Genomic DNA, 25220 nt, shown 5'->3' with positions numbered 1-25220 from the left:
TTTGTCGTTTCTGCCCGCCCCGCTATCATTCGCCGCATCTTTCGAGGGGTATGACCGATGCTCAATGGCCTGTGGCTTGGCTTCTTTATCGTGGCAACCGTGTCGGCCCTGGCGCAGTGGCTGGTGGGTGGCAACGCCGGGATCTTCGCCGCCATGGTGGAAAGCATCTTCGCCATGGCCAAGCTGTCGGTGGAGGTCATGGTCCTGCTGTTCGGCACCCTGACCCTGTGGCTGGGTTTTCTGCGCATCGCCGAGAAGGCAGGAATCGTCGAGTGGCTGGCCAAGGTCCTGGGGTCGCTGTTCAAGCGCCTGATGCCGGAAGTGCCGCCGGGGCACCCGGCTCTGGGCCTGATCACCCTGAACTTCGCCGCCAACGGCCTGGGTCTGGACAACGCCGCCACGCCCATCGGCCTCAAGGCCATGCGGGCCCTGCAGGAACTCAATCCCAGCGCCACCACTGCCAGCAACGCGCAGATCCTGTTCCTGGTGCTCAACGCCTCGTCCCTGACCCTGCTGCCGGTGACCATCTTCATGTACCGCGCCCAGCAAGGCGCGGCGGACCCGACCCTGGTGTTCCTGCCGATTCTCCTGGCCACCAGCGCCTCGACCCTGGTGGGCCTGCTGTCGGTCGCAGTGATGCAGCGCCTGCGCCTGTGGGACCCGGTGGTACTGGCCTACCTGGTTCCCGGGGCCTTGGCCTTGGGCGCCTTCATGGCCTTGCTGGCCACCCTGTCGGCCACGGCCCTGGCGTCCCTGTCATCGATCCTCGGCAACCTCACGCTGTTCGGGCTGATCATGCTATTCCTGGTGGTCGGCGCGCTGCGCAAGGTCAAGGTCTACGAGGCCTTTGTAGAGGGCGCTAAAGAGGGCTTCGACGTCGCCAAGAGCCTATTGCCATACCTGGTAGCGATGCTCTGCGCCATCGGTGTGCTGAGGGCGTCCGGGGCCCTGGATTTCGGCCTCGACGGCATTCGTCATCTGGTGGAGTGGGCCGGTTGGGACACACGTTTCGTCGACGCCCTGCCCACCGCCCTGGTCAAGCCGTTCTCGGGCAGTGCGGCGCGGGCCATGCTCATCGAGACCATGCAGACCCAGGGTGTGGACAGCTTCCCGGCCCTGGTGGCGGCCACCATCCAGGGCAGTACCGAAACCACCTTCTATGTGCTGGCGGTGTACTTCGGCGCGGTAGGCATCCAGCGGGTGCGGCACGCCGTGGGCTGTGCCTTGCTGGCGGAATTCGCCGGCGTGGTGGCGGCGATTTCGGTTTGCTACTGGTTCTTTGGATGAGTTGAGCGAGCCTTCGCCGGCAAGCCGGTTCCTACACCCTCCATAGGAGCCGGCTTGCCGCCGAAAGGGCTCTCAATGTTTCAGCGCCCGATTGCCCTGCCCCACTGCCCAATCCACCACTTGCCGGGTCAGCGCGTCGCCGGCCTGGCCAAACCCTGTGACCACCGCCGGCACCCCGGTTTCAGCCAGCGCTTGGCGCACTTCGAAGCGCCGGCTGGCGAGGATCTTCTGGTCATAGCCACGAATCAGCCGCGCATCCAGGCGGATCACCACCTGGGCGGCGTTGCCCTGGTATTCGGTCTGGAAGGCCTGCAGGTCGCCGCCCAGGGCCAGGTCGGTCTGCAGGTTGCTGTCATCGGTGCTCAACAGCTGGACCCGGCCATCGCGCTGGAAGCCGTCCAGCAGGCGGTTGCGCAGCAGGATCGGTGCTGGGTCGCTCCAGCGCGAGGCCTTGTAGCTGCTGATCAGGTTGCCTTGGGGAATCACCGCGATCCGTGCGCTGTTCAGCGCATCCCCGGCCTGGGGCTTGAGCAACTGCAAGGACCACGGCAGGGCCGGGTTCGGCGCCGTGGCGCCGGCCTGGCTTACCGGCAGCCGATAGATGTCCAGCGGCTCGCCCTTGGGCAGTATCGAGCAGGCCCCGGTCAGGGCCAGGGCGGTACTCAGGCCCAGGGGGGCAAACAGGCGATAGGCACGCTTCATGGCGTGAACTCCTTGTTCTTCTCGTTACCCAGCAAGTAACCGCCGGGGTTGGCTTCCAGGCGCCGGGTGATGGCCCGCAGCGAGCTCAGGGTCTCGCGCAGCTCACGGACCGCTGGCGCCAGGCCGTTAAGGCCCTGCATGCCGTTGTTCAGCGAGTCCTGGTTGTCGCTCAGCAGTTTGTTCAGGGTGGCGCTGCTTTGCTCCAGGGAGCGCATGGCGTGCTCGGCGCTGCCGAACATCTGCTTGCCCTGGTCGTTGAGCAGGCCGTTGGCATTGCGCATCAGCGCGGTGGTCTGTTCCAGCATGGCGCCGGTCTGCTTGCTGATGGAGCCCAGTTGCTGCATCAGCTGGCGCAGGTCGTCGCGCTGCTCGGCGATGCTGGCGGAGGTCTTCTGCAGGTTGTCCAGGGTGCTGCTGACCCGGGCCACGTTGTCCGGGGAGAACATGCGGTTGGCGTTGTGCAGCAGCAGGTTGACCCCGGTCATCAGGTCGTTGCTGTTGTTCAGCAGGCGGGCGATGGGCGACGGCGAGGCGATGATGGTGGGCAGTTCGCCGTCCTTGCCCTTGAGGGTCGGGCTTTGCGGCGTGCCACCGCTGAGCTGGATGATCGAGGTGCCGGTGATGCCGGTCAGGGCCAGCTTGGCCTGGGTGTCTTCCTTGATCGGCGTTTCGCTGCCCAGGCGGATCTGTGCCAGCACCCGGCGCGGGTCCTTGGGGTCCAGGCGCAGGTTGACCACATCACCGACCTTGATCCCGCTGTATTGCACCGAGCTGCCCTTGGACAGGCCACTGACCGCCTCGTTGAAGACGATCTGGTAGTCCTGGAAGGCGCTGTCGACGCTGGACTTGGCCAGCCACAGGCCGAACAGCAAGGCGCCGGCCACCACGATCACGGTGAACAGGCCGATCAGTACATGATGGGCTCGGGTTTCCATGTCATCCCTCGTTGGTCTGTGTAGCGGCCTGGTAGGCCGCGCGGCCGCGAGGGCCATGGAAGTATTGGTGAATCCATTCGTCGTCGGTCTCGGCGACGATATCGATGGCATCCGCCACCAGTACCTTTTTCTGCGCCAGCACCGCCACACGGTCGGTGATGGTGTAGAGGGTGTCCAGGTCGTGGGTGACCAGGAACACACTGAGCCCCAGGGCATCGCGCAGGGTCAGGATCAACTGGTCAAAGGCGGCGGCGCCCACCGGGTCGAGGCCGGCGGTGGGTTCGTCGAGAAACAGGATGTCCGGGTCCAGGGCCAGCGCCCGGGCCAGGGCGGCGCGCTTGATCATGCCGCCGGAGAGCGAGGCCGGGTACTTGTCGGCCGCCGACAGCGGCAGCCCGGCCAGGGCCAGCTTGACCGCCGCCAGGTGTTCGGCATCGGCACGGGACAGACCGGCATGCTCGATCAATGGCAGGGCGACGTTCTCGGTCACGGTCAGCGAGGTGAACAGCGCGCCCTTCTGGAACAGTACGCCGAAGCGTCGTTCGATCAGTGAGCGTTGCTGTTCCGGCAGGCTTGGCAGGTCCTGGCCGAATACCCGCACCGAGCCTTCGCTGGGCTGGCGCAGGCCGACGATGCTGCGCAGCAGTACCGACTTGCCACTGCCCGAGCCGCCGACCACGCCGAGGATCTCGCCCTGGTACACATCCAGGTCGAGGTTCTCGTGCACGCTCTGCTTGCCGAAGCGGTTGCACAGGCCACGGACCTCGATCACCGCCTTCGCCGGCGCGCGTGGCGGCCGGCTCACCAGCCCATCTCCATGAAGAACAGCGCGGCCACGGCATCGATGACGATCACTACGAAGATCGACTGGACCACGCTGGAGGTGGTGTGGGCGCCCACCGACTCGGCGCTGCCGCTGACCTTGAAGCCTTCCAGGCAGCCGATGGCGGCGATCAGGAAGGCGAAGATCGGTGCTTTCACCAGGCCCAGCAGGAAGTGCTTCACGCCGATATCCGAATGCAGCAGCGAGAGGAACATTGCCGGGGAGATATCCAGGGACAGGGCGCAGACCACCGCGCCACCGACTATCCCCGAAAGCATCGCCAGGAACGTCAGCATCGGCAGCGACACCAGCAGGGCCAGGACCCGAGGCAGCACCAGCAGTTCTACCGGGTCCAGGCCCAGGGTGCGGATGGCGTCGATCTCTTCATTGGCCTTCATCGAGCCGATCTGCGCGGTGAAGGCACTGGCCGTGCGCCCGGCCATGAGAATCGCGGTGAGCAGTACACCGAATTCCCGCAGGAAGGAAAATGCCACCAGGTCCACGGTGAAGATGCTGGCGCCGAAGTTGGCCAGCACCGTGGCGCCGAGAAAGGCCACCACCGCACCCACCAGGAAGGTCAGCAGGGCGACGATGGGCGCCGCGTCTAGGCCGGTCTGTTCGATGTGTGCCACCACCGGGGTGATGCGCCAGCGCTTGGGGCGCAGCAGGCCGCGGGCCAGGGTTTCCAGGATCAGGCCGATGAAGCCCAAGACCTTCAGGGTGTCCTGCCAGACGGTGTAGACCGCGCTGCCAATGCGCGAAAGCAATTGCACGCTGACCGAGATCTCCGGTTCCTTGACCGGTACGCAGAAGTCGTTCAACGAGGTGTAGACCGTGTGCAGCAGCGCGCGGTCGGCGGCGGACAAGGTGCAGTCGGGGTGTTCGGCGGACTGCCCCAGGCGTTCGGCCCCCAGCAGTTCCACCAGCAGCGACGCGCCGGCGGTGTCCAGGGCGCCCAGGCCGTTGAGGTCGATATGGGTGCTGCTGTCGTAGCGGCCGTCCAGGGATTGGCTGAGGCGCTTGAGGTCGCTGTAGTGCGCCAGCGTCCAGTCGCCGCCGATGCGCAATTGCGCCGGGGAGTGGGCAAGGTCCAGTTGAGCGGTACCGGGCGTCACGCTGCTAGTCATAAGCTCCGAGCTTGTGTGGCCATTTCGCAGTGCTACGTAATAGCACGATCCCGGTTACTTTGCCTCGCCGGTCTTGGCCGCGTCTTGATCTGGAGCGGTGATCTCGAAACGCAGCACGCCGATCACCTGGCCGTCCTCGGTGATCACCCGCACCTGCCAGTCGCCCGCCGGGTTGGCGGGGAAATTCTGCTTGTGGGACCAGGCACGGTAGCCCTCCTTGCGCCCGCCATGGATGTCCAGGGCGACGCGATCCACCTCGCTGCCGTTGAATTGCCAGACGTGGTAAATGCGTTCGTCCAGGCCCCGGGGGGCATTGATCGCGGTGTAGGCGTACAGGCCGGTGCTGCGTACCTGGGCGGTGCTGATCTGCTCAAGGCTGTCGCCCGGAGTGCGATCCTGGAGCTGGGTGCTGATGGCATCCTCGGTCAGCCACAGGGTGGCCGGCGGCACCCAGGTGCGCAGCAGCCAGCCGGTGCTGCCGATGGCCAGGGTAATGGCCAGCACGGTCAGGGCGCTGCGCAGGCTGCGGATCGGCAGGATCGAGGCCAGGCTCGGAAAGGACAGGAGCATGGCGATGCCCAGGGCCAGCTTGAAGCTCTGGGCGGTGGTCAGGTGCAGGATCAGCGGCAGGGCCGTGAGCAAGGCGGCGAACAGGGTCAGGGTGTGCAGCGCCAGGAACAGCCAGCGGCGTGGCGCCAGCCATTTGTAGTACAGCGGGTCAGTGATGGAAATCAGCGCTGCGGCGCCGAGCAGGCCGGTGAACACCAGTTGGCCACTGTTCCAGCTGGTGGTGATGAAAAAGAACGGCAGGACGAAGAACAGGCTTTCCTGGTGGATCATCTGCGTCGCATAGCGCAGCAGCGGCTGCGGGATCTCGCGCTTGAAGACCTTGGTGAACAGCTGGGTCAGGCTGTTCTCCAGCATCAGCCAGACCCAGCTCACCAGCAGGATCACGGCGATCCACGAGGCCAGGCTCTGTTGCCGGTCCACCAGGATGAAACTGCCGACCCCGGAGATGAAACCGCCGAGCGCAATGATCCCCGGATAGCGCTTCATCAATTCGAGAATGCGCTGGATAAGGAGGGTCAGGTTCGGCATCGGGGGGATCACAGTCAGGGCAGGAAAAACCGCGACAGGATAACGTCGGCGGCGGTCCGTGGCGAGGGAGCTTGCTCAGGTGCGCACGCGCTGGCGAGGTAATCCGGCCAAGGTGATCGCATTGCCCTGCCCCTGGGGCTGCTGCGCGGCCCGGCGGGAGCAAGCTCCCTGGCCATGGGTCAGCGGGCCGGGCGGCGCAGCAGGTAGACGCCGAAGCTGCCGAGCAGGACCAGGGCCAGCAGGCCGCCGATCAGCCAGAGCAGTTGTTCGTCACTGAGCAGCGGTTGTTCGATGCGCAGGTAGCCCGGCTGCTGCAGCAGCTGGCGCAGGGCCAGGTTGGCCTGTTCCAGGCTCACTGCTTTCAGGCGCTTGGCCGGGTCGCTGAAGCGGCCGTTGTCGAAGTCCCCGAGGGCGCTCCAGTAATAGTCCGCCAGGGCGCTGTTGCCCTGCACGGCCCAGGCCTGGCGATCGATGGCAGCCTGTTTCAGGCGGGCGAAGGTGGCCGGGTCGAGGCCGTCCTTGAGCAGCCGTGCCTTGAGCTGCTCTACCACTTGCCGGGCTTGGGGCAGGTCGTCGCGCTCAAGGTCGGCGTTGAGGCTGAGAAAACCCACGCCACCGAAGACTTCCCGATCACTCCAGGGGCCGTAGGACAATTCGTGCTCAAGACGCAATTGGCGATACAGCGCCCAGTCCAGGTAATCCTTGAGCAGGTCGAAGGTCTCGTCGTGCTGCTGATCCAGCATGGGCTCGGGAAACAGCCAGTGCAGTTGCGCGCTCTGCCCTACCCAGCCATGGACCAGGGTGCGCTCAGGGGCGGCGGTGCCCTGGATCTGCGGCAGGTCGGGGTGTTCGCTGGGTTCCACCGGCTCCAGGGCACCGTAGGTGCGCTCCAGGTAGGCCGGCAGCAGGCGATCGAGCTCGCCCACCACGATCAGGGTCATGTTGTTGGGGGCGTACCAGTCCTTGCGTACCTGCTCCAGCTGGGCCAGGGTCAGGTTCCCGACCTCGGCGCGTTCGGCGCATTTGAGCCCAAGTTCCACCGCCAGTTGGTTGCCTGCCTTGTGTCCCAGGTCCTGGCGGTCGAGCCAGCGTTGCAGGTGCGAATAGTGGCCCCCGCCTTCGCGTTCCACCACTTGCTTGGCCGCGGCCACGGCGTTGTCGTCCAGGCGGGTATGGGTCAGCAGCGACAGCAAGAGGTCCAGGACCTTGCGCTGGTTGCGCGCCGGGGCTTCGATGACGAAGGTGGTGTCGGCGTTGCTGGTGTAGGCATTCCATTCGCCGCCCAGGGCCTGCATGCGTTCTTCCAGGCCGCCTTCACCGCTGCCATCCACGCCGCTGAACAGCAGGTGTTCCAGCAGGTGCGGCAGTTCCTTGTCGGCACAGGCGAAGTCGTCCAGGCCCACTCCCACCACCAGGCGGATCGCCACGTGGCCGCGTTCGCTGCCGGGCTTGAGCAGCAGTTGCAGGCCATTGGGCAGGGTGTAGCCTTCGACCTGGAAACGATCCAAAGCCCATCCTTGTGCACTGCCCAGCAACAGGCAGGCGAATAACAGACAACGCATAACAAGCTTCCTTACGGCGTGCGTAAGTTCTACAGACTTCGTGGGACTGTGGACGTTCAGGGTGAATGAGTGATGTCAGCCATCTCTTCGACCTCCAGCGCGCCGGTGTCTGAGGTTTCCAGAACCACGTAGGCACTGCTGCAGAACAGGGAGTTGAGGCGCTTCATGTCGGCGATCAGCTCCAGATGCAGGGAGCTGGTCTCGATGCTCTGGACGATCTTGCGTTGCAGGCGGCTGACGTGGGCGTGGGCCAGGCGCCGCTCCTGGGCGCGGAAACGGCGTTTTTCCCGCAGCAGCTGGCGCGCGCTTTCCGGGTCGGCGCTCAGGAACACCGAGAGCCCCAGGCGCAGGTTGGCGATCAGCTGCGCGTGCAGACCGGTCAACTCTTCCAGGCCAACCTCGGAGAAGGAGCGGCGCTGGGAGGTCTTCTGCTGCTGGATCTTGCGTAGCATGCGCTCGATCAGATCGCTGGCCAGCTTGAGGTTGAACGCCAGTTCGATGATTTCGGCCCAGCGCCGGCTGTCCTGGTCGCTGAGGTCTTCCCGGGGCATCTGTGCCAGGTACAGCTTGATGGCGCTGTACAGCGCTTCGACGTCGTCGCTGAGGGCGCGCAGCTCCTGGGTGATGGCGGTCTGCTTGCCCTGCAGCGCGTCGCGCATCGCCTCCAGCATGCTGTCGATCAGGTCACCGATGCGCAGGGTCTCGCGGGCGGCGTTGGCCAGGGCCAGGCTCGGCGTGGCCAGGGCGGTAGGGTCCAGGTGCCGCGGGCGAGCGCGGCCGTTTTCCTGGGGGCGCTCCGGCAGCAGCCAGGCGCAGAGCCGGGCCATGGGGCCGACAGTGGGCAGCAGCAACAGGCAGCGGGCGGTGTTGTACAGCAGGTGGAAGCCGATCACCACTTCCTGGGGGCTGAAGTCCAGGCTGTCCATCCAGTGGGCCAGCGGGTCGAGCACCGGGATGATCAGCAGCAGGCCGATGAGCTTGTACAGCAGGCTGCCCAGGGCGACCTGGCGCCCGGCGGCGTTCTGCATGCTGGTGCTGAGGAAGGCCAGTACCCCGCTGCCGATGTTGGCGCCGATCACCAGGCCGATGGCCACCGGCAGGCTGATGACCCCGGCGCCGGCCAGGGTCGCGGTGAGCAGCACCGCCGCCAGGCTGGAATAGGACACCATGGCGAACACCGCACCCATCAGCGCATCCAGGAGAATATCGCCGGTCAGCGAGGCGAACAGCACCTTCACGCCCTGGGCATGGGTGATGGGGGCCGCGGCTTCGACGATCAGTTGCAGGGCCAGGATGATCAGCCCCAGGCCGATGCCGACCCGGCCCAACTGGCCGGCGCGGGTCTGCTTGCGCGAGAGAAAGAAGATCACTCCGAGGAAGATCAGCAGCGGCGACAGCCAGGACAGGTCGAAGGTCAGTACCCGGGCCATCAGCGCCGTACCGACGTCGGCACCGAGCATGGTGGCCAGCGCCGGGGTCAGCGCCATCAGGCCCTGGCCGACAAAGGACGTCACCAGCATCGCCGTGGCGTTGCTGCTCTGGACCATGGCCGTGACCAGGATCCCGGCAATGAACGCCAGTGGCCGCCTGGCCATGTTCTGGCCGATCACGTGGCGCAGGTTGGAGCCGTAGACCCGCAGGATGCCGGTACGGACGATATGCGTACCCCAGATCAACAGGGCCACGGCAGAAAGCAGATTGAGCAGGGTCAGCATAGAGGCCCCCCCTGGGGTGAAGTGCCCCAAGCGGGGCGAGTGGACGTTGTTGCGCGACGTTCTACGTTATGTACTTAAGCTGTAGTTGGCTAACGCACGAGGCGCCAGCATCGCATAGCCAAACCGGCGATTGAAACAAAACCGTCATGAAAACAGCTTCCTGCAGACGCAGAAAAGGGGCCCGAGAGCCCCTTTCCCATTCAGCGCATTCCCGGATTATTGACCAGGAACGTCCTTGCGCAGTTTCACCGGGTCCTGCTGTTTTTTCTTTTTCGCGATGGTGGTGCGCATCTTGATGTTGATGGCTTCGACCGCCAGGGAGAAGGCCATGGCGAAGTAGACGTAGCCTTTGGGCACGTGCACTTCGAAGGCTTCGGCGATCAGTACCGTACCCACCACCAGCAGGAAGGACAGCGCGAGCATCTTCAGCGACGGGTGCTTGTCGATGAACTCGCTGATGGTTCCGGCTGCCAGCATCATCACCAGCACTGCGACGATGATGGCCGCCACCATGACCGGCACATGGGAAACCATGCCCACGGCGGTGATCACCGAATCCAGGGAGAAGACGATGTCGATAATGGCGATCTGGATGATGGTGTAGAGGAAGTTGCCGCCCTTGCCCTTGGGCTCATCAATGGTTTCGTCCTCGCCTTCCAGGGCGTGGTACATCTCCTGGGAGCTTTTCCACAGCAGGAACAGGCCACCGAAGAACAGGATCAGGTCACGCCCGGAAATGCCCTGGCCGAAGACCACGAACAGGTCGGCCGTGAGGCGCATGACCCAGGTGATCGACAGCAGCAACAGAATGCGCGTGACCATGGCCAGCGCCAGACCGAAGATCCGCGTGCGTGCCTGCATGTGCTTGGGCATGCGGCTGACCAGGATCGAGATCATGATGATGTTGTCGATGCCCAGGACGATCTCCAGGGCAGTCAGGGTAAAGAAGGCAACCCAGATTTCCGGGTTGGTCAGCCATTCCATGTGTATTCCTTTGAGCGAGTGTTATAGCCCGGGCCGTGAGGCCGGCCCGGGCGCAGAAGCATTGCTTTTATAGAGTGCTGAACAGCGGAAAAATCCCCATCAGCAAAGCGGCGAACATTATGCACAGGCACACCAGCACTGCCCACTTGAGGGTGAAGCGCTGGTGATCGCCGAACTCGATACCGGCCAGGGCCACCAGCAGGTAGGTCGAAGGTACCAGCGGGCTGAGCAAGTGCACGGGTTGGCCGACGATCGAGGCGCGGGCCATTTCCACCGCGGTGATGCCGTAGTGGCTGGCGGCTTCGGCCAGTACCGGCAGCACGCCGTAGTAGAAGGCATCGTTGGACATGAAGAAGGTGAACGGCATGCTCACCAGCGCGGTAATCACCGCCAGGTACGGCCCCAGGGCTTGCGGGATCACCGCCAGCAGGCTCTTGGACATGGCATCCACCATGCCGGTGCCGGACAGGATGCCGGTGAAGATGCCCGCCGCGAAGATCAGCCCGACCACTGCCAGCACGCTGCCGGCGTGGGCCGCGACCCGATCTTTCTGCTGCTGCAGGCAGGGATAGTTGACGATCATGGCGATACTGAAGGCCACCATGAACAGCACCGGCAGCGGCAGCAGCCCGGCGATCAGCGCGCACATGAGGGCGAATGTGAGGGCACCGTTGAACCAGATCAGCTTTGGCCGACGAGCATCCGGGTACTGCGATACGCTGATCTCGCTGTGGTCGATCTCGTCGCCCGCCAGGTGCAGTTCCCCCAGGCGCGCCCTTTCCCGCTTGCCGTACAGGTAGGCGATCGCCAGGATCGCCACCACGCCTGCGAGCATGGCCGGGATCATGGGCACGAAGATGTCCGACGGGTCCACGTGCAGGGCGCTGGCCGCGCGGGCGGTCGGGCCGCCCCAGGGGGTCATGTTCATCACCCCGCCGGCGAGGATGATCAGGCCGGCCATGATCCGCGGGCTCATGCCGATGCGGCTGTACAGCGGCAGCATGGCGGCCACGCAGATCATGTAGGTGGTGGCGCCGTCACCGTCCAGGGACACCACCAGCGCCAGTACCGCGGTACCTACCGAAACCTTCAGCGGGTCGCCCTTGACCAGTTTGAGGATCTTGCGCACCGCCGGGTCGAACAGACCGGAGTCGATCATCAGGGCGAAATACAGGATGGCGAACATCAGCATCACGCCCGTGGGCGCAAGCTTGGTGATGCCTTCGAGCATCATCGGGCCGATCTTCGGCGCGAACCCGCCGAACAGGGCGAACAGGATAGGCACGATGATCAGGGCGATCAGCGCCGACAGGCGCTTGGTCATGATCAGGAACATGAAGGTGATGACCATGGCAAAGCCAAGGAAAGTCAGCATGGGAATACTCCAGGCGTAGCGCGGCTAGGGAATGGCGAACCGGGTGGGATCAGCGCAGAACGGCAAGCACGAGGCGTACGGGAGGAGTCGGAGCGAACAGGCGGGTACGAGCGGACATCAGAATCACCATTGTTGTTGTTAATAGGGCCGGGAGCGCGAGAAACGCCCACTGTGGCCAACCGGTCTGTTGCCGGTAGTGGCGGCGATCCTAATGGGGGAAGCTTTCAGCCAGCTTTCGTCGCTGAAAGGAACGAACGGATGTTGCTGCAGGCGACCAGCGGCATAAAGTGATGGCTATCGGCGCCAGGGAGACATGCACATGAGAAAGTTGCACACCGGAGGCTGCCACTGCGGGCGGCTGCGTTACCAGTTCAGCGGCCCGTTGCGGGACATCGCCCACTGCCATTGCTCGATCTGCCGCCGGGTCAGTGGCGGTCTGGTGACCAGCTGGATCACCCTGCCCGCCTCGGCTTTCCAATGGCTGGAAGGCGTTCCCGCCCGGTACGACTCATCTGGAAGTTGCGCGCGCTATTTCTGCGGCAACTGTGGTGCTCATTTGGCGCTGATCACCCACCTGAGCCCAGACAGCATCGATGTCACCATCGCCACCCTGGATCACCCGGAACGGGCGCCGGCGGACCGGCATATCTGGACCGACAGCCGCCTGCCCTGGTTGCACCTGGACGAGCACCTGCCGCAGGAGCCGCAGGAAACCCTGTAGCTGCTGCCGCATGCGCACGAGCGCGCAGCGGTCGCGAGGCTCCCAAGGCTGCCCAGCAAGGCCCTTCGGTCCTTTTCGCGGCCTCGCGGGCTCGGCAGCGGCTACGGCAGCTCCAGCCCGCCCGCCGCCTTGTGCAACGCTCTTAAATGCTCGCCCACCAACTTCAGGTTGGCCTCGTTGGCGGCAATTTCCGCCGCCCGCTCCGGCTCCAGCAGGGCTCGCACTTCCTTGTCCAGGTCACCGGTCAAGGATTGCAACTGCTTCTGCCGCTGGCTGCTTTCGGACTCCAGGCGTTGCCATTCAGCAGGCTGAGGCAGGCCGTAGCCGCCGCTGCCCAGCAATTCTGCCGGGCGGCTGAGGAAGCCGCTGTTGGCGAGGATCTGCTGCAGGGTCTTGTTGGCCTGCTCCATACCACCATTTTTCAGCTCGCGAGCGCCCAGGTAGCGCTGCTTGACCTCGTCCTGAGCCAGCAGCAGTTGCCGGCGATAGCTGGCCTGCTCCAGCAGCAGCAAAGCGGCGCTGGTACGCAGGTCGGCCTGGTCGAACCAGTGCCGGCGCTGCTCGGCGCTCAGCGACAGCCAGTCCTCGACGCTGGTCTGTTTGATCGGCAGGCGCTTTTTGATCACCTCGAACATCGCCTGGTAGCGGTCGCGGAAGGAGTCGAAGCGATAGCCCAGGCGTAGCGCCTCGCGCGGGTCGTCGAGCACGCTGGTGTCCGCCAGCCCCCTGCCCTTGAGCACTTCCAGCAAGCCGTTGGGCATGATGCTGTCGAGGCCGATCAGTTGCTTGTTGTTGCTGCCGCTGCGCAGCAGCTTGAGGCTTTCCACTGCGCAGTTGTTGGACAGGAAGTAATAGTTGCCGTCATAGCTCCAGTGCATTTCGGCGGCGTGCTCCACCACTTCCTCGATCTCGCTGCGCGACAGTTTCAAGGGCACCGAGGCCAGGCTGCGCAGTTCGGTCTTGGTGTATTCGTCGATCACCTGGGACAGCGGCAGGACAAACAGCCGCGAAGGGTACTTGCCCACCAGGCCGTCCCAGCTGGAGAGCTGCACGTCACCGACAAAGGCGCGGTAGGACAGCACCAGGTGCTGGTCCAGGTCCAGGCGGCAATCCGGCCCGCGGGGGCGGCCCGGGGCGCAGATCACCAGGCGCAGCATGCTGTGGCCCCAGCGGCTGACCCAGTTCTGGTTGGCTTCGGCCAGCAGGTAGTCCACCGCGTAGACCCGCTCCGGGTCCACCTGCCCCAGGGGCGTCTTGGCGAAATCGTTGCCGGCGTTGAGGAAGGCGAAGGACTTGGCGCAGTTGTCCTTGGCGGCCGGCGCCCAGCCGAAATGTTCCTGGTAATAGCGGTACAGCGCCGGGCGGCGGCAGGCGTAGCTCGGATCGAGAAGGAAGTACTCCATGTTCACCGCGACGAATTCCTTCGGGTTGGTGATCTCGTAGATGTCCGGGCTGCGGGCGACCTGACGGTTGTGCTGCTCGCGTTCGCCACGGCGGCCGACGTATTGCGGCCAGCCGGCCAGATCCAGCAGCCGTGGATCATCGCTGAGGGTGAAGCGCCGGTCGTTCTGGCCGCGGCACTCATCCGGCAGGCCGATCAGCCCTGAGGTGCTGTTCTTGCGGGTGCAGCGCTGGATCAGGCTGCGCTCGGCCCGGGGCCATAAACGCGCGCGGTCATAAATGTGGGTCAGTTCATGGAGTACCGTGGCGAGCATTTCCCGGCGCACGGTGCCATGGGGGCGGCTGGTCTTCTGGGTGGCGGCGGAACCGTCGGTCAGGCTGGGCAGCAAGGCGCGGTTGAGGTCCAGTTCCGACACCAGGGATGCTTCGCCATAGGCGTTGTCGGGCATCTGGTCGGTCCAGCCGACATCAATGGTGCGATCCAGTTGCTGGATGAAACGCGGCGGCAACGCCTGCATCGCTTCATCCAGCAGCGCCTGGCTGGCGTGTTGCTGCGCCGGGCTCAAGCCTTCGGTCTTGAGGCGCAGTTGCAGGTCGGCCTGGGCGGTGCCGCTGAGCAGCCCCAGGGTCCCGGCCAGCAGCCAGGCGAGGAATGGTTTCACAGGGCCAGGATGGCTTCGGCGAGAACCTGATCGCTGGCGTCACGGGCTTCCGGCAGTTGCGTGCGCAGGGCAGTGAACGCGGCTTCCAGTTGCGCGCCACGGATATCACCATTGCTGGCAACGAAGCTGGCGGCATCGTCGTGGGCTTCGCGCACGACTTTGGAGTCACGGATCGAAGTGGTGGTGTCCGAGGTGAAATCGATCGTGCGGCCGGAGGCACGGACGATGATGTTACTGGTGGCCACCAGGGTGTGTGCCTGGGCCACGTCGGCCAACAACAGCAGGCCAAGGGTGGCGGCAATCAGCGGGCTACGCATGGAACGACTCCGGAAGAACAGGGATGGTTATTGGACGAGAATTGCCTGCGCCAGTTCAAGGTCGCTGGCATGAAGTTTTGCCGGGTCCTGGCGCAGGTATTTCAGCGCAGACTCCAGGCGGGCGCCGCGCAGTTGGCCGTCGGTTGCCACGAAGGCAGCGGCGTCATCCTGGGCAGCAAGCAGCAGTTTATGGTCGAAGGGCGCCGAGGTCACCTGGCCTGTCGCATAGACGGTGACAACCAGGCTTTGGGTGGTGAGGTCGAATGCCTGCACCGAACCGGCCCAACAGGTGGCGATCAATACGGGAGCGAAAAGCGAAATTCGGAACAAACCCAAGAGTCTCGACAGCTGAAAACCAGCGCCAAGGCTAGCGCAATGCCCCTTGGAGGACCAGTGCAGAGGGTTTCAGGTGCGCCGGGGCACCTGAAACCGAGAGGCTTCAGATTGCCAGGATGGCCTGGGCCAGCTGTGCATCGGAGGCCTGCAGCTGAGGCGCTTGCTGGCGAATATGAGCAAATGCGCTTTCCAGTTTTACCCCGCGAATGGCGCCGTCGGTGGCGACGAAGCTGGCGGCATCATCCCGGGCGGCACGGACAATCTTGTTGTCACGCAGGGAAGAAGTGGCATCGGAGGTGGCATCGGTGGTGGCCTTGAGCGCGCCGACAATGGCGTCGGTGGTCACGATCAGGCTGGTGGCGTGGGCATTGGCAGCCAGGGCCAGCAGGGCGGCGGCGCTGAGCAGGCGGAGACGGGACATGGGTAACTCCTGTGAATGTACAGACAATTTAAGGGCGCTGAGTGAGACGCCGGGCAGCCACTGCGAGGTGCTGTGTCTGATTGCTCTGACGCAGTTCGAATGAAAATCGCCACGTCGCCTCAGATATTAGGCTCAGCGGCCCCTTTCGCACAGCGTTGCGGCAGGCCTCAGCGCCAAAAGGGTTTGTGCAGTTCCGCTGCTCGATCGCAGTGGCTGATGCCGCTGTCCGAGAGTTGTCGTTCATCCATTTGTGCCAGCAAGTGACGGGTGCGGGCCCGCTCCCGTGTGTTGGCGAACGCCGTGAGCCAGCGCTTGAAGGGCGTGCAGTGAAGGTGGGTGCCAGGGGACGAGTGCATGATGCTTGCCTCCGTGAGCAGCCGAGCGATGAGCTGGGTGCAACCTCATGGTGCGGCGGTTCGATGCGGCTATACAGATACACTCGAGCTAAATTGTACTGGTTAATTGTTGTGTTTTATAAAACTGTACCTGTCGCGATGAGGCGCACTGTATTTCAGGGGTGTAGCGCCTTTTCCGCGGCCAGAACGACAAGACCCGTCGCGGTTTCCCGCGACGGGTCTTGTCGTGTGCAATTCGGGGTGCTGGCGGTGGACCCGGTGGGCAAGGGCCAGCGACGCTGAGTTAGCGCCAGAACGGCTTGCTCAGCTCTTCGTAGCGTTGTGCTTCGCTGATCCCGGCATCGGCCAGCAGACGCGAATCCAGGCGAGCCAGTTGATGGCGGCTGGAGATGCGGCGCTGCCACAGCATCAGGTTGGCGATAACGCGCAGAGGCAGGGAAGCCTGGGTTTTTTCAGCTTTGTCTTCGAAGAACAGTTCGGAACTGAGTGTACGTTCCATGGTTGACATCCTTCCGCTTGTGGCGGGATCAGGTAGTGGTTTAACTGATGCCAATGATCCTCCTCCCGCGCAAGACTCTGTAGATACAGTTCACCTGTATTGTGAGGGACCAGTTAACTGTTTATAGGGGCTGTACTGTTCGGAAATGGCGCAACTGTACCTGTCAGCACCTTTATGGTGCGTTTCGGCGCTTTTCAGTGGGAGGTAAGCGGTTTTAGGCGGGGAAAATACCGGTACAGCAGTACAGTTTTTGACGCTAATTGGCGAGCGGTCGGCAAGCTGACGAAACTGTGTTTGCGTCAGCTGCCAACTGTATCAATCACTCGGCGAGCATTTTCCCGGTTTCTTCCAGGTTGATGTGCCAGCTCAGGGCATCACGCAGGATATGTGGCGTGTGACCACCCAAGGCGCAGGCCTTGGTGAAGTAGTCATTCAGTGCGTCGCGGTAGGAAGGGTGCACACAGTTGTCGATGATCACCCGGGCCCGCTCCCGCGGCGCCAGGCCGCGCAGGTCCGCCAGGCCGATCTCGGTCACCAGGATATCGACGTCATGCTCGGTGTGGTCCACGTGGCTGACCATCGGCACCACGCTGGAAATAGCTCCGCCCTTGGCAATCGACTTGGTGACGAAGATCGCCAGGTGGGCGTTGCGGGCGAAGTCGCCGGAGCCGCCGATGCCGTTCATCATCCGCGTGCCGCAGACGTGGGTGGAGTTGACGTTGCCGTAGATATCGAACTCCAGCGCGGTGTTGATGCCGATGATACCCAGGCGGCGCACCACTTCCGGGTGGTTGGAGATCTCCTGCGGACGCAGCACCAGCTTGTCCTTGTAGCGCTCCAGGTTGCCGAACACGTCGGCGTTGCGCCGGCTCGACAGGGTGATGGAGCTGCCCGAGGCGAAGCTGAGCTTACCGGCGTCGATCAGGTCGAAGGTCGAGTCCTGCAGCACTTCGGAGTACATGGTCAGGTTCTCGAATGGCGACTCGATCAGGCCGCACATCACCGCGTTGGCGATGTTGCCGATACCGGCCTGCAGCGGGCCGAGCTTGTTGCTCATGCGCCCGGCATCGACTTCCTGCTTGAGGAAGTCGATCAGGTGGTTGGCGATGCCCTGGGTTTCGCTGTCCGGGGTGGAGACGGTGGATGGCGAGTCGGACTGGTTGGTGATGACAATGGCGACGATCTTTTCCGCCGGGATCGGAATCGCCGTGCTGCCGATGCGATCGTCGACCTTCACCAGGGGAATCGGTGTACGGGTCGGGCGATAGGTCGGGATATAGATGTCGTGCAGGCCTTCCAGGTTCGGGTTGTGCGCCAGGTTGATCTCGACGATCACCTGCTTGGCGAAGATCGCGAAGCTGGCGGAGTTACCCACCGAGGTAGTGGGCACGATATGGCCCTGTTCAGTGATGGCGACCGCCTCGATCACCGCGATGTCCGGCAGCTTGAGCTGCTGGTTGCGCAGTTGCTCCACGGTTTCCGACAAGTGTTGGTCGATGAACATCACTTCGCCGGCGTTGATCGCCTTGCGCAGGGTGCTGTCCACCTGGAACGGCATGCGTCGGGCCAGCACGCCGGCCTCGGTGAGTTGCTTGTCCAGGTCGTTGCCCAGGCTGGCGCCGGTCATCAGGCTGATTTTCAGTGGCGTCACCTTGGCCCGTTCGGCCAGGGCATGGGGCACGGCCTTGGCTTCACCGGCGCGGGTGAAGCCGCTCATGCCGACGGTCATGCCGTCCTCAATCAGAGCGGCAGCGTCAGCGGCGCTCATCACCTTATCCAACAACGAAGGCAAGCGGATACGATCACGGTACATGGATTGTTATCTCGGGCAACGGAAGCAAGAAGCGCAGTCTAGTGATTTCAAAAAAAAACACCGCGCGACAAAGGTCGAATGAAAGGCCCTGATCTAGAGCCTTCTGTCGGCTTTATGGAGTAAATAAAAAACCCCAGCCTACTAAAGGCTGAGGTTTTGGGTATTGCGCTACAGCAGCTTTATTCGACGGCTTTGACCATGTCTTCGATGACCTTCTTGGCGTCGCCGAAGACCATCATGGTCTTGTCCAGGTAGAACAGTTCGTTGTCCAGGCCGGCATAGCCGCTGGCCATGGAGCGCTTGTTGACGATGATGGTCTTGGCCTTGAAGGCTTCGAGAATCGGCATGCCGGCAATCGGCGACTTAGGATCGTTCTTCGCCGCCGGGTTGACCACGTCGTTGGCGCCCAGCACCAGCACCACGTCGGCCTGGCCGAACTCGGAGTTGATGTCTTCCATCTCGAACACCTGGTCGTAAGGCACTTCGGCTTCGGCCAGCAAGACGTTCATGTGGCCGGGCATGCGCCCCGCTACCGGGTGGATCGCGTATTTCACGGTCACGCCGCGGTGCGTCAGCTTCTCGGTCAGCTCTTTCAGCGCGTGCTGGGCGCGTGCCACCGCCAGGCCGTAGCCGGGGACGATGATCACGGTATCGGCGTTGGTCAGCAGGAAGGTCGCATCGTCGGCCGAACCGGATTTCACCGGGCGTGCTTCCTTCGAACCTGCCGGGCCGCCGGCATCGGCTGTGTTGCCGAAACCGCCGAGCAGGACGTTGAAGAACGAACGGTTCATCGCCTTGCACATGATGTAGGAGAGGATCGCACCGCTGGAGCCCACCAGGGAGCCTGCGATGATCAGCATCGAGTTGTTCAGGGAGAAACCGATCCCCGCTGCCGCCCAGCCTGAGTAACTGTTGAGCATCGACACTACTACTGGCATGTCGGCGCCGCCGATCGGGATGATGATCAGCACGCCCATGACGAAGGCCAGGGCCAGCATCAGGGCAAAAGCCCCGAGGTTGCCGGTGGCCATGAAGGTCACGCCCAGGCCGAGGGTGGCCAGGCCCAGTACCAGGTTGAGCTTGTGCTGCCCGGCGAACTGTACCGGTGCGCCTTGGAACAGGCGGAACTTGTACTTGCCCGACAGCTTGCCGAAGGCGATCACCGAACCGGAGAAGGTGATGGCACCGATGGCTGCGCCAAGGAACAGCTCCAGGCGGTTACCGGCGGGAATCGAGTCGCCCAGGTGCTTGACGATGCCCAGGGACTGAGGCTCGACCACGGCGGCAATGGCGATGAACACCGCGGCCAGGCCGATCATGCTGTGCATGAAGGCCACCAGTTCCGGCATCTTGGTCATCTCGACGCGCTTGGCCATGATCGAACCGGCGGTGCCGCCGATCAGCAGGCCGACGATGACGTAGCCGATGCCGGCGGTCGCCAGTTCCGCGCCCAGCTTATAGATGAGGCCGATGGTGGTCAGTACCGCCAGGGCCATGCCCAACATGCCGAACAGGTTGCCGCGTCGGGACGTGGTCGGGTGCGAAAGCCCCTTGAGTGCCTGGATAAAGCACACCGAGGCGATCAGGTAGAGGGTTGTTACCAGGTTCATGCTCATTATTTCTGCACCTCTTCTTTCACGGCTTTGGGCGCTTTCTTCTTGAACATTTCCAGCATGCGACGGGTCACCAGGAAGCCACCGAACACGTTGACCGCGGCCAGGGCCACGGCCAGGGTGCCCATGGTCTTGCCCAGCGGGGTCACGGTCAGGGCGGCAGCCAGCATGGCGCCGACGATGACGATCGCGGAAATGGCGTTGGTCACTGCCATCAACGGCGTGTGCAATGCGGGTGTAACGTTCCAGACCACGTGGTAACCGACATAGATCGCCAGCACGAAGATGATCAGGTTGTAGATACCGGGGGAGATAAGCTCTTCCATCGTCTGAATCCCTGCTTAGGCGTTTTTGCGGATGACTTGGCCGTCGCGGCACATCAGGCACGCGGCGACGATGTCGTCTTCTAGGTTGACTTCGAACTGCCCTTCTTTGGTGAAGACAAGCTTCAGGAAGTCCAGCAGGTTGCGGGCGTACAGCGCCGAGGCGTCGGCAGCCACTGCCCCGGCCAGGTTGGTCGGGCCGACGATGGTCACGCCGTGCTCGACTACGACCTGGTCAGCCACAGTCAGTGGGCAGTTGCCACCCTGAGCGGCTGCCAGGTCGATGACCACCGAACCGGGCTTCATCTGCGCCACAGTGTCGGCGCTCAGCAGGGTTGGCGCCTTGCGGCCCGGAATCAGCGCGGTGGTGATGACGATATCGGCCTGTTTGGCGCGTTCGTGCACGGCCTGAGCCTGGCGCTGCATCCAGCTGGCCGGCATGGGGCGCGCGTAACCGCCGACACCGACGGCGCACTCGCGCTCTTCATCAGTCTCGTAAGGCACGTCGACGAATTTTGCACCCAGGGATTCGATCTGTTCCTTCACCGCCGGACGCACATCCGAAGCTTCGATCACCGCACCCAGGCGCTTGGCTGTGGCGATGGCCTGCAGGCCGGCAACACCGGCGCCGAGAATCAGCACCCGGGCAGCCTTCACCGTACCGGCGGCGGTCATCAGCATCGGCATAAAGCGCGGATAGTAGTGGGCAGCCAGCAGCACGGCCTTGTAGCCGGCGATGTTGGCCTGGGACGACAGCACGTCCAGGCTCTGGGCCCGGGAGGTGCGGGGTGCGGCTTCCAGGGCGAAGGCGGTGATCCCGCGCTCGGCCAGCTTGGCGATGGTTTCATTGCTGAACGGATTGAGCATGCCCACCAGCACGGTGCCGCTCTTGATCAGCGCCAGTTCGCTGTCGCTGGGCGCCACGACCTTGAGAATCAGCTCGGCGCCAAAGGCATCGTTGGCGCTGCCAATGGTGGCTCCTGCCGCTTCATAGGCACTGTCGACCACGCTGGCGTTGATGCCGGCGCCGCTTTGCACAGTGACTTTATGACCCTGGCCGATCAGCTTCTTGATGGTTTCCGGGGTTGCAGCAACCCGTGTTTCACCCGTCTGGGTTTCGAGAGGAACACCAATGTGCACGTCAAATCTCCTGCTTGATCTTATTGCTTTCGATCTTTCTTAGAAGGCCAGCGCACTGCGGAGGGTGCGGCTGGGGCGGCCGATCAGCACGATCCCGCTGAAATCACAGCGGGGCGCGGCATTTTGCAGGCGAACTTTGAGGCCTTCAAGGGATTCTGACTAGTGACGGAAAATTAACTACAAGTCACCCCGTGACCGAATGTCGCAACGTACCAGGTTAAAGCCTTGTAAGCCGTGCCTTTCAAGGCTTTGCTATGGAAAATAAGATTTTTCTCATCCGTGACATGAATAGTCTTACATTGCCCTTGAATAAACCCTACAAGCCGCGTGGTTAGGCGCTTGTAGAACGATTGTCCAAGGTGTCGGTACAGTCTGTGGAAATGCGACAAATAGTTATATCTGTAGGGTTTTAATTTATTTGACTACGGGGTCAGTTATTGGTTGTGAGCCTTTATTTCTCGAGGTTGTAGCTGTTTGCCTGGTTCACCAGCCAGTCGCGAAAAGCCCGTAAAGAGGCCGATTCCACTTTCCGTTCGGGAATCATCAGGTAATACGCCTTGATGCTCGAGAGTGCCTGGGGGTTGGCAATGACCAAGCGTTTTTCGGCCAGCTCGCGCTGGATAAGGAAGGGCGGAATCAAGGCGATACCCATGTCGTGCATGGCGGCCTGGGCGAGCATGGAGAATAGCTCGTAGCGCGGGCCTGTCATGTCGCGGGGAATATTCAGTTGCTGTGAGTTGAACCATTGCCGCCAGGCATAAGGCCGCGTGGTCTGCTGCAGCAGGGGCAGTTCGGCGATGGCCTCGGCGCTCAACTCTCGCTGCTTGCCGAGCATTGCCGGGCTGCACACCGGCATCGGGTTTTCGCCCATCAGCCAGTGAGACTGGGTACCCGACCAATCGGCATCGCCAAAGTAGATGGCGGCGTCGAAGGGGGTGTCGGCAAAGAGGAAGGGGCGCGTGCGGTTGGTCAGGTTGACCGTGACTTCGGGGTGCTGCTGCTGGAAGTCCTTCAGGCGTGGCAATAACCACTGCGTCCCGAAGGTCGGAACCACCGCCAGTTCGATGACGTTGGCCCCCTGCTGGCCCATCACTGAAAGTGTGTCGCGCTCCACTGCGTCGAGTTGTGTGGCGACCCGGCGGCTGTAGGACAGCCCGGCCTCAGTGAGTTTGACGCCCCGACGTGAACGCCGGAAGAGTTCAACCCCCAGGAACTCTTCAAGGCTGGCGATCTGTCGGCAGACCGCACCCTGGGTCAGGGAAAGCTCTTGGGCTGCCTTGGTAAAGCTCTCGTGACGTGCGGCGGCTTCGAAGCTGATTAAGGCGGCGGTACTGGGGATCTTTCTGCGCATGTACGGCAATCTCACTAATAGCTGCTGTAAAAGGCGGTTTAGGCCATTACGAAGTGAGAAATTAGCACAACACTATGCGAAATCCTCGTTTGCCTGGGGGCGCACCCTAGGCCTAGGATCTGTTTCACGATAGTTGACCTACTTCACGAGGATTCACTCATGGGCGGTAAAGCAAGCTTCAACTGGATCGATCCCCTTCTGCTGGACCAGCAACTCACCGAAGAAGAGCGCATGGTCCGCGACAGTGCCGAGCAGTTCGCTCAAGGCAAGCTGGCACCACGGGTTCTGGAAGCTTTCCGCCATGAGAAGACCGACCCGGCCATCTTCCGGGAAATGGGTGAAGTCGGCCTGCTGGGCGCTACCATTCCTGAGCAGTACGGCGGCAGTGGCCTTAACTATGTGTGCTATGGCCTGATCGCTCGTGAAGTGGAGCGAGTGGACTCCGGCTACCGCTCGATGATGAGCGTGCAGTCGTCCTTGGTGATGGTGCCGATCAACGAGTTTGGTACCGAGGCACAAAAGCAGAAGTACCTGCCGAAACTGGCGTCCGGCGAATGGATTGGCTGCTTTGGTCTGACCGAGCCGAACCATGGATCTGACCCGGGTGCGATGATTACTCGTGCACGTAAAGTGGACGGTGGCTACAGCCTGACTGGTAGCAAGATGTGGATCACCAACAGCCCGATTGCGGATGTATTCGTGGTTTGGGCCAAGGATGATGCTGGCGACATTCGTGGTTTTGTCCTGGAGAAAGGCTGGAAGGGCCTGAGTGCACCCGCGATTCACGGCAAGGTAGGCCTGCGGGCCTCGATTACCGGCGAAATCGTCATGGACAACGTGTTCGTGCCGGAAGAGAACATCTTCCCGGATGTGCGCGGTCTGAAAGGTCCTTTCACTTGCTTGAACTCGGCGCGTTACGGCATCTCCTGGGGCGCCTTGGGGGCTGCGGAATTCTGCTGGCACACCGCGCGTCAATACACCCTTGATCGTCAGCAGTTCGGTCGTCCTCTGGCGGCAACCCAACTGATCCAGAAGAAGCTGGCGGACATGCAGACCGAAATCACCCTCGCCCTCCAGGGCTGCCTGCGCCTGGGGCGGATGAAGGACGAAGGGACTGCGGCGGTGGAGATCACATCGATCATGAAGCGCAATTCCTGCGGCAAGTCCCTGGATATCGCCCGTATGGCTCGTGACATGCTGGGCGGCAACGGGATTTCCGATGAGTTCGGTATTGCCCGTCACTTGGTGAACCTGGAAGTGGTCAACACCTATGAAGGCACTCACGATGTGCATGCGCTGATTCTTGGGCGTGCGCAGACCGGCATCCAGGCGTTCTATTAATAGGAGAGCGGCCATGGGCGCGTTATCGCATCTGCGGGTACTGGATTTGTCGCGGGTACTGGCCGGGCCGTGGTCCGGGCAGATCCTTGCGGACCTGGGGGCCGAGGTGATCAAGGTCGAGCGCCCGGGCAATGGTGACGATACCCGCGCCTGGGGGCCGCCCTTCCTCAAGGACGCCTATGGCGAGAACACCACGGAGGCTGCCTATTACCTGTCGGCCAACCGTAACAAGCAGTCTGTGACCATCGACTTCACGCGCCCAGAGGGGCAGCAGCTGGTGCGCGAGCTGGCAGCCAAGTCGGATATCGTCATCGAGAACTTCAAGGTGGGTGGGCTGGCGGCTTACGGCTTGGACTATGAGTCGCTCAAGGCCGTCAATCCGCGGCTGATCTATTGCTCTATCACCGGTTTTGGTCAGACCGGGCCCTATGCCAAGCGCGCAGGTTATGACTTCATGATCCAGGGCTTGGGTGGGCTGATGAGCCTGACTGGGCGACCTGAGGGTGATGAGGGGGCTGGGCCGGTAAAAGTGGGTGTGGCCTTGACCGACATTCTTACTGGGCTCTACTCCACTGTGGCGATTCTGGCGGCCCTGGCTCATCGAGATCAGGGCGGCGGTGGTCAGCACATCGATATGGCATTGCTGGATGTGCAGGTCGCTTGCCTGGCCAACCAGGCCATGAACTATCTGACCACGGGGGTCGCACCCAAGCGCTTGGGTAATGCGCACCCTAATATAGTGCCCTATCAGGATTTTCCGACGGCGGATGGCGACTTCATCCTCACCGTGGGTAATGACGGGCAGTTTCGCAAGTTTGCCGAGGTAGCAGGCCAGCCGCAGTGGGCGGACGATCCTCGGTTTGCCACTAACAAGCTGCGGGTGGCCAATCGCGCGGTGCTGATTCCGCTGATTCGCCAGGCCACGGTATTCAAGACTACGGCGGAGTGGGTGAGCCAGCTGGAGCTGGCTGGGGTGCCTTGTGGGCCGATCAATGATCTGGCACAGGTGTTTGCCGATCCTCAAGTCGTGGCTCGAGGCCTGGCTGTGGAGCTGCCACACGCATTGGCTGGGATGGTGCCTCAGGTGGCTAGCCCGATTCGTCTTTCGCAAACCCCCGTTGAGTACCGTAACGCCCCTCCTCTATTGGGCGAACATACCGCAGAGGTTCTGCAGCGTGTATTGGGGATGCGGGTCGAGGCTGTGGACGCCTTGAGGCATTCGCGAGTGGTGTAGCACTGCCCTTCTATATATAGAGGCGCCTCCTGTGCCTCTATATAGCCTTGCAGAAGCACCCTTGGAGGGGGCTTTTGAACTTAT

Annotated in this window: 24 protein-coding genes; 4 read left to right on the top strand and 20 right to left on the bottom strand. The window is 62.8% G+C overall.

The window, feature by feature from the left end; translation table 11 throughout:
• The first annotated feature begins 57 nt into the window (after window positions 1–57).
• Window positions 58–1287, top strand: coding sequence for a spore maturation protein (locus tag KCG88_RS16390; RefSeq protein ID WP_210712736.1), 1230 nt, complete (start codon window positions 58–60; stop codon window positions 1285–1287).
• 72 nt (window positions 1288–1359) lie between these two features.
• Here KCG88_RS16390 and KCG88_RS16385 read toward each other — a convergent pair whose 3' ends face one another.
• The 9 genes from KCG88_RS16385 to KCG88_RS16345 all read right to left on the bottom strand — a co-directional run bounded on the left by KCG88_RS16385 (window position 1360) and on the right by KCG88_RS16345 (window position 11608).
• Window positions 1360–1989, bottom strand: coding sequence for an ABC-type transport auxiliary lipoprotein family protein (locus KCG88_RS16385; RefSeq protein ID WP_047290228.1), 630 nt, complete (start codon window positions 1987–1989; stop codon window positions 1360–1362).
• Entirely contained in the window at window positions 1986–2924 is a 939-nt protein-coding gene (locus KCG88_RS16380; RefSeq protein ID WP_011058485.1) for an MlaD family protein, read from the bottom strand. Before KCG88_RS16380 ends, KCG88_RS16385 begins: the two co-directional genes overlap by 4 nt.
• A 1-nt stretch (window position 2925) precedes the next feature.
• A complete protein-coding gene (locus KCG88_RS16375; RefSeq protein WP_011058486.1) occupies window positions 2926–3729 on the bottom strand; it encodes an ATP-binding cassette domain-containing protein in 804 nt (267 codons plus the stop codon).
• Window positions 3726–4874 carry an ABC transporter permease gene (locus KCG88_RS16370; RefSeq protein WP_011058487.1) on the bottom strand — a complete coding sequence of 383 codons (1149 nt, stop codon included), beginning with the start codon at window positions 4872–4874 and terminating at the stop codon, window positions 3726–3728. Before KCG88_RS16370 ends, KCG88_RS16375 begins: the two co-directional genes overlap by 4 nt.
• Window positions 4875–4928: 54 nt before the next feature.
• Window positions 4929–5972, bottom strand: coding sequence for a DUF5924 family protein (locus KCG88_RS16365; RefSeq protein WP_047290231.1), 1044 nt, complete (start codon window positions 5970–5972; stop codon window positions 4929–4931).
• A 179-nt stretch (window positions 5973–6151) separates the two neighbouring features.
• On the bottom strand, window positions 6152–7534 hold the full coding sequence (locus tag KCG88_RS16360) for an insulinase family protein (RefSeq protein WP_210712735.1): 1383 nt from the start codon (window positions 7532–7534) through the stop codon (window positions 6152–6154).
• A 56-nt stretch (window positions 7535–7590) separates the two neighbouring features.
• Complete coding sequence (locus KCG88_RS16355) at window positions 7591–9249, bottom strand: Na/Pi cotransporter family protein (protein WP_047290233.1); 1659 nt, start codon at window positions 9247–9249, stop codon at window positions 7591–7593.
• A gap of 216 nt (window positions 9250–9465) precedes the next feature.
• On the bottom strand, window positions 9466–10233 hold the full coding sequence (locus KCG88_RS16350; RefSeq protein ID WP_047290234.1) for a TerC family protein: 768 nt from the start codon (window positions 10231–10233) through the stop codon (window positions 9466–9468).
• Between the two features lie 67 nt (window positions 10234–10300).
• Window positions 10301–11608, bottom strand: a complete 1308-nt coding sequence (locus KCG88_RS16345; RefSeq protein ID WP_047338232.1) for a CitMHS family transporter — start codon at window positions 11606–11608, stop codon at window positions 10301–10303.
• A 319-nt stretch (window positions 11609–11927) separates the two neighbouring features.
• Here KCG88_RS16345 and KCG88_RS16340 point away from each other — a divergent pair, with 319 nt between their 5' ends.
• Window positions 11928–12329 carry a GFA family protein gene (locus KCG88_RS16340; protein WP_047290236.1) on the top strand — a complete coding sequence of 134 codons (402 nt, stop codon included), beginning with the start codon at window positions 11928–11930 and terminating at the stop codon, window positions 12327–12329.
• Between the two features lie 101 nt (window positions 12330–12430).
• Here KCG88_RS16340 and KCG88_RS16335 read toward each other — a convergent pair whose 3' ends face one another.
• From KCG88_RS16335 to KCG88_RS16285, 11 genes are all read right to left on the bottom strand, one after another.
• Window positions 12431–14392 (bottom strand): DUF4105 domain-containing protein, encoded by a 1962-nt coding sequence (locus tag KCG88_RS16335; protein WP_047338233.1) that lies wholly within the window; start codon window positions 14390–14392, stop codon window positions 12431–12433.
• Window positions 14389–14709 (bottom strand): DUF2388 domain-containing protein, encoded by a 321-nt coding sequence (locus KCG88_RS16330; protein ID WP_016963715.1) that lies wholly within the window; start codon window positions 14707–14709, stop codon window positions 14389–14391. Before KCG88_RS16330 ends, KCG88_RS16335 begins: the two co-directional genes overlap by 4 nt.
• Window positions 14710–14736: 27 nt before the next feature.
• Complete coding sequence (locus KCG88_RS16325; RefSeq protein WP_047290238.1) at window positions 14737–15045, bottom strand: DUF2388 domain-containing protein; 309 nt, start codon at window positions 15043–15045, stop codon at window positions 14737–14739.
• Window positions 15046–15148: 103 nt separating this feature from the next.
• Window positions 15149–15466, bottom strand: a complete 318-nt coding sequence (locus KCG88_RS16320; protein WP_011058497.1) for a DUF2388 domain-containing protein — start codon at window positions 15464–15466, stop codon at window positions 15149–15151.
• Between the two features lie 167 nt (window positions 15467–15633).
• Window positions 15634–15822 carry a DUF1127 domain-containing protein gene (locus tag KCG88_RS16315; protein WP_080967005.1) on the bottom strand — a complete coding sequence of 63 codons (189 nt, stop codon included), beginning with the start codon at window positions 15820–15822 and terminating at the stop codon, window positions 15634–15636.
• A gap of 283 nt (window positions 15823–16105) precedes the next feature.
• Window positions 16106–16321 carry a DUF1127 domain-containing protein gene (locus tag KCG88_RS16310; RefSeq protein WP_011058498.1) on the bottom strand — a complete coding sequence of 72 codons (216 nt, stop codon included), beginning with the start codon at window positions 16319–16321 and terminating at the stop codon, window positions 16106–16108.
• Between the two features lie 319 nt (window positions 16322–16640).
• Window positions 16641–18134 carry an acetyl-CoA hydrolase/transferase family protein gene (locus tag KCG88_RS16305; RefSeq protein ID WP_016963711.1) on the bottom strand — a complete coding sequence of 498 codons (1494 nt, stop codon included), beginning with the start codon at window positions 18132–18134 and terminating at the stop codon, window positions 16641–16643.
• Between the two features lie 179 nt (window positions 18135–18313).
• A complete protein-coding gene (locus KCG88_RS16300) occupies window positions 18314–19750 on the bottom strand; it encodes an NAD(P)(+) transhydrogenase (Re/Si-specific) subunit beta (RefSeq protein WP_047290240.1) in 1437 nt (478 codons plus the stop codon).
• Window positions 19750–20073, bottom strand: coding sequence for an NAD(P) transhydrogenase subunit alpha (locus tag KCG88_RS16295; protein WP_005783507.1), 324 nt, complete (start codon window positions 20071–20073; stop codon window positions 19750–19752). Before KCG88_RS16295 ends, KCG88_RS16300 begins: the two co-directional genes overlap by 1 nt.
• A 15-nt stretch (window positions 20074–20088) precedes the next feature.
• Window positions 20089–21210, bottom strand: coding sequence for a Re/Si-specific NAD(P)(+) transhydrogenase subunit alpha (locus tag KCG88_RS16290; RefSeq protein ID WP_041115030.1), 1122 nt, complete (start codon window positions 21208–21210; stop codon window positions 20089–20091).
• A 451-nt stretch (window positions 21211–21661) separates the two neighbouring features.
• Window positions 21662–22561, bottom strand: a complete 900-nt coding sequence (locus KCG88_RS16285) for a LysR family transcriptional regulator (RefSeq protein ID WP_210712734.1) — start codon at window positions 22559–22561, stop codon at window positions 21662–21664.
• Between the two features lie 159 nt (window positions 22562–22720).
• On the opposite strand from KCG88_RS16285, the gene KCG88_RS16280 reads away from it, so the two are divergent.
• Both KCG88_RS16280 and KCG88_RS16275 read left to right on the top strand, forming a co-directional pair.
• Entirely contained in the window at window positions 22721–23902 is a 1182-nt protein-coding gene (locus KCG88_RS16280) for an acyl-CoA dehydrogenase (RefSeq protein WP_025806792.1), read from the top strand.
• Between the two features lie 13 nt (window positions 23903–23915).
• A complete protein-coding gene (locus KCG88_RS16275; RefSeq protein WP_011058504.1) occupies window positions 23916–25136 on the top strand; it encodes a CaiB/BaiF CoA-transferase family protein in 1221 nt (406 codons plus the stop codon).
• Window positions 25137–25220: the final 84 nt, after the last annotated feature.

Origin of the sequence: Pseudomonas sp. MWU349 (assembly GCF_017947325.1) — a bacterium.
In the GTDB taxonomy this organism is placed as follows: domain Bacteria; phylum Pseudomonadota; class Gammaproteobacteria; order Pseudomonadales; family Pseudomonadaceae; genus Aquipseudomonas; species Aquipseudomonas protegens.
This window is presented reverse-complemented; position numbering and strand designations above follow the sequence as displayed.